This is a genomic window from Burkholderiales bacterium (genome assembly GCA_035518095.1).
Taxonomy (GTDB): Bacteria; Pseudomonadota; Gammaproteobacteria; order Burkholderiales; family JAHFRG01; genus JAHFRG01.
This window is the reverse complement of the sequence record DATIXX010000030.1, coordinates 1-4,706: the sequence shown is the minus strand read 5'-3', so window position 1 is coordinate 4,706 and position 4,706 is coordinate 1. Positions and strand designations below refer to the sequence as shown.

The window sequence follows — 4,706 nt, the reverse complement described above, 5'->3', positions numbered from 1 at the left end:
TCGATTATCTTCGCGACCACGCCGGCGCCCACGGTGCGGCCGCCTTCGCGGATGGCGAAACGCAAGCCCTCTTCCATGGCAATCGGGGCAATGAGCGCCACCGTCACCGTCACATTGTCCCCCGGCATCACCATCTCGGTGCCCTTGGCCAGCTCAATGGCACCGGTGACATCGGTGGTGCGGAAGTAAAACTGCGGACGGTAGCCGTTGAAAAACGGCGTGTGACGCCCGCCTTCTTCCTTGGATAACACGTAAATCTCGGCGGTAAACTTGGTGTGCGGGGTAATTGAGCCGGGTTTGGCCAGCACTTGGCCGCGTTCCACTTCTTCGCGCTTGGTGCCGCGTAACAATACCCCCACGTTATCCCCGGCTTGGCCTTGGTCCAAAAGCTTCCTGAACATCTCCACCCCGGTGCACACGGTCTTCTGGGTGGGTTTCAATCCCACGATTTCAATCTCTTCGCCTACTTTGATGGCGCCGCGCTCCACCCGCCCGGTGACCACGGTGCCGCGCCCGGAGATGGAAAACACGTCTTCCACCGGCATTAAAAATGCGCCGTCTAACGCACGCTTGGGCTGCGGTATGTAGTTATCCAGGGCTTCCGCGAGCTTGATGATGGAGCCTTCCCCCAGTTCCCCTTTGTCCCCTTCCATGGCTTTTAAGGCGCTGCCAATGATGATGGGAGTCTTGTCGCCGGGAAACTCGTATTTGTTCAGGAGTTCTCTTACTTCAATTTCCACTAAATCCAGCAATTCCTTGTCGTCCACCTGGTCGGCTTTGTTCAAATACACCACGATGTAGGGCACCCCCACCTGGCGCGCAAGCAAGATGTGCTCGCGCGTTTGCGGCATGGGCCCATCCGCCGCAGACACCACTAATATGGCCCCGTCCATCTGCGCCGCCCCGGTGATCATGTTCTTCACATAATCCGCGTGCCCCGGACAATCCACGTGCGCATAGTGACGCTTGGCGGTTTCATATTCCACGTGCGCGGTGTTGATGGTAATACCCCGCGCTTTTTCTTCCGGCGCCGAATCAATCTGGTCGTAGCTCTTCGCTTCACCGCCGTATTTCTTGGATAAAATAATGGTCATCGCCGCAGTCAGCGTGGTCTTGCCATGATCTACGTGCCCAATCGTCCCTACATTGACATGCGGCTTGGTCCGCTCAAATTTGCCTTTTGCCATGTTAGTGTCCTTTTCTAATGCCTAAAATCCCAGAGATTCAAACTTGGAGCCCATGACCAGGATTGAACTGGTGACCTCTCCCTTACCAAGGGAGTGCTCTACCACTGAGCTACATGGGCAAGCACCGGTCCGTCCTCGAATACTGGAGCGGGTGAAGGGAATCGAACCCTCGTCATAAGCTTGGAAGGCTTCTGCTCTACCATTAAGCTACACCCGCTAAGCAAGCCGGATCACGGCATTCAAAAGCCTCCTCGCAATACTGCCTCTGTTGCACTTTGTTCGACCGTCTCCGCCCTCGAAGTTAACCGGTGGAGGGGGAAGGATTCGAACCTTCGAAGGCAGAGCCGTCAGATTTACAGTCTGATCCCTTTGACCGCTCGGGAACCCCTCCGTAATGAAACCGCTAATTATCCTAATTCACCGCCAAACTGTCAATTAAACTCTTGACTTACACGCGTTAAGCAGTTGATCGGCACACCAGAATTTTATGCGCACCACGGACATCGCGGCTAAAGCCGTGCAATTCAGGTCTCGATTTCAAAATCGCTCGGTGATTCGCTACAATTGATTTTTCCCGATTGAAACGAATGCACCGATCCGCACTCATGGATGACATACCGACACTGCGACGCATACTGAAGCAGAATAAGACTGTGGCCGTCGTGGGGCTCTCGGCAAGCTGGTACCGTCCCAGTTATTTCGCTGCGAAATATTTGCTCGACCACGGCTTCACGGTTATTCCGGTCAATCCAGCGCATGCCGAGGTGCTGGGGCTCAAATGCTATCCGAGCTTGTTCGACATCCCGCAAAAAGTGGATATCGTCGATTGCTTCCGCAAGGCCGAAGACATACCGCCGCTCGCCGACGCTGCGATCGCCATCGGCGCCAAAGTATTGTGGATGCAGCTCGGCATCATCAACGAAGCGGCCGCAGAGAAAGCGAGACGAGCCGGCCTGGAAGTGGTGATGAACCACTGCATCAAGATCGAATACGCGCGCCTCTTCGGAGGCTTAAGTTTTGTGGGCGTGAACACCAAAATTATTTCCGCCAAGCGGCCGTTATGGCTGCCCTATTGACCCGACGTTTCCTTCCGTTATTGATGGTTCTTGTTTGCCCGGCGGTTCAAGCGGGCGACGAGTATGCGCAGCGCCGGCAGCACATGGTGGACGAGATTAAAGCAATGACCGTCGACACCCGGTATGAGACCGGCAAGACTGCGCTCGACCCGCGGGTGCTGGCGGCGATGGGAATAGTCGAACGCCATAAATTCGTGCCGCCGAACGCAGTCGCGGATGCCTATCAAAACCGCCCGCTGCCCATCGGCTACGGCCAAACTATTTCCCAGCCCTACATCGTCGCGATCATGACCGACCTTATGCGCGTGCGGCCCAATGACGCGGTGCTTGAAATCGGCACCGGCTCCGGGTACCAGGCGGCAATCCTCGCCGAACTGGCAAAGTCGGTTTACACGATCGAAATCATCGAGCCGCTTGGAAAACAAGCGCACGAACGCCTGCAGCGCCTGGGTTTTCGCAATGTGCTCACCAAAGTGGGTGACGGCTATTACGGCTGGGAGCAGTACGCGCCGTTCGATTCGATCATCGTCACTGCCGCGGCGAGCCAGATTCCGCCGCCGCTCATCAAGCAGCTCAAGCCGGGCGGCAGGATGGTGATTCCGGTGGGCGCGCAGTTTCTCACGCAGTACCTGATGCTGGTGGAAAAAAAAGCAGACGGTACCATTTCGAGCAAACAAATTCTTCCGGTAAGTTTCGTCCCGCTGACGGGTGGACACTAAACCCAGCCTGACCCCTCCGTTATTTTCCATTTCGCTGCTCTCCGCGGCGGTGCTCGGCTATGAAATCCTGCTGATGCGGCTGTTGTCGATCATCCAGTGGCATCACTTCGCTTACATGATCATCAGCGTCGCGCTCCTGGGTTACGGAGCAAGCGGCGCCATGGTGAGCCTCGCGCAAGATCAGCTTAAGCAGCGCTTCGCATACGTTTTTATGACCTGCGCCGTGTTGTTCGGAATTTGCGCAGTCGGATGTTTCCTCCTGGCGCAGCGCGTGCCTTTTAATGCGCTGGAGTTTTTATGGGACCCGCGCCAGCCGTATTATTTGCTGCTGATTTACCTGCTGCTGTTTCTGCCGTTTTTCTTTGCCGCAACTTGCGTCTGCCTTACGTTCTCTGTATTTCCCGATTACATACACCGGATTTACAGCTTCGACATTCTTGGCGCTGGCGCGGGGAGTTTTGGCGTGGTCGCAGTGCTTTTCGTTTTTTTTCCAATCGGCGCGCTGAAATTATTGGGCTCTATGGCCATTGCGGCAGCTGCGCTCGCCTGCGTTGAATGCAAGCTGCGTCGCCGCTGGCTGGCTGTTTTATTTTTAGCAGTTGCCGCTCTGATGCCATTAGCCTGGTCCGGCGATTTTAGCGAACTACGCCTTTCTCCCTACAAGGGCCTGAGCCAGGCATTGCAAGTGAAGGATGCGAAGGTAATCGATCAGGTTTCCAGCCCGCTGGCTCTTCTCACGGTGGTTGAAAGCCCGCTCATTCCGTTTCGTTATGCGCCCGGCTTGAGTCTGAATGCAAGCGGCGAACCGCCTCCGCAGCTGGGTATTTTCAGCGATGGCGACTCGATGAGCGCGCTCAATCGTTTCGACCAACACTACCAGGCCTTGAGCTATCTCGACTATCTCACCTCCGCTCTTCCCTATCACCTTCTTACTCAGCCGCGAGTTTTAGTGCTTGGGTCTGGAGCCGGCGCAGACGTGTTGCAGGCGCTCTATTACCATTCCAGTCAAATTGACGCGGTGGAACTCAACCCGCAGTTAGTCGACCTGGTGCAGCATCGGTTTGCCGAATTTTCCGGAAAGCCTTACAGCGCACCGGGTGTTCGGGTACATGTCGCGGAAGCTCGCGGTTTTGTCGCGGCAAGCCGCGAACAATACGATCTGATACAGGTTGCGCTGGTCGATGCCTTCGGCGCCTCCTCAGCCGGTCTTTATGCGCTCTCCGAAAGCTATTTGTACACGCTCGAAGCATTCCAGGATTATCTCCGTCATTTGCGCCCCGGCGGAATTCTGGCGCTCACGCGCTGGGTCACGCTTCCGCCGCGCGATACGCTTAAATTATTCGCCACTGCGGTTGTTTCTTTGGAGCGGGATGGAATATCTCAGCCGGGAAAACGGCTAGTACTTATCCGCGGCTGGAATACCAGCACGCTTCTGGTGAAGAATGGCGAATTCAGCGAACCCGAGATCGCCGCGCTTAAAACCTTTTGCCGCGACCGGTCTTTCGATCTCGCCTATTTCCCGGGAATAAGCGCGTCTGACGCCAACCGCTACAACGTTCTGCAAGAGCCGTATTTTTTCGAGGGCGCGCAAGCGCTGCTCGGCGCGCAAAGACTGGATTTTCTAGAGCGCTATAAGTTTAATGTCGCGCCGGCGAGCGATGACAAGCCCTATTTCTTCCACTTTTTCAAATGGCGCGTGCTGCCCGAGATTCTTGCGCTCAAGG

Annotated in this window: 4 protein-coding genes and 3 tRNA genes; 3 read left to right on the top strand and 4 right to left on the bottom strand. The window is 55.8% G+C overall.

What is annotated here, in order from left to right:
• From tuf to VLV32_05635, 4 genes are all read right to left on the bottom strand, one after another.
• A partial coding sequence (gene tuf / locus VLV32_05650; protein ID HUL41369.1) for an elongation factor Tu occupies positions 1–1,187 on the bottom strand: 1,187 nt, incomplete at its 3' end.
• A gap of 44 nt (positions 1,188–1,231) precedes the next feature.
• Positions 1,232–1,306, bottom strand: a tRNA-Thr gene (locus VLV32_05645).
• A gap of 24 nt (positions 1,307–1,330) precedes the next feature.
• Positions 1,331–1,404 (bottom strand) — tRNA-Gly (locus tag VLV32_05640).
• A 92-nt stretch (positions 1,405–1,496) separates the two neighbouring features.
• Positions 1,497–1,578 (bottom strand) — tRNA-Tyr (locus VLV32_05635).
• 196 nt (positions 1,579–1,774) lie between these two features.
• Between VLV32_05635 and VLV32_05630 the strand changes: the two genes are divergently transcribed.
• The 3 genes from VLV32_05630 to VLV32_05620 form a co-directional block, all read left to right on the top strand.
• Positions 1,775–2,263: a CoA-binding protein gene (locus VLV32_05630; GenBank protein ID HUL41368.1), complete on the top strand. Its 489-nt coding sequence runs from the start codon at positions 1,775–1,777 to the stop codon at positions 2,261–2,263.
• 23 nt (positions 2,264–2,286) lie between these two features.
• Entirely contained in the window at positions 2,287–2,982 is a 696-nt protein-coding gene (locus VLV32_05625; protein HUL41367.1) for a protein-L-isoaspartate(D-aspartate) O-methyltransferase, read from the top strand.
• A partial coding sequence (locus VLV32_05620; protein HUL41366.1) for an SAM-dependent methyltransferase occupies positions 2,972–4,706 on the top strand: 1,735 nt, incomplete at its 3' end. The genes VLV32_05625 and VLV32_05620, both read left to right, overlap by 11 nt.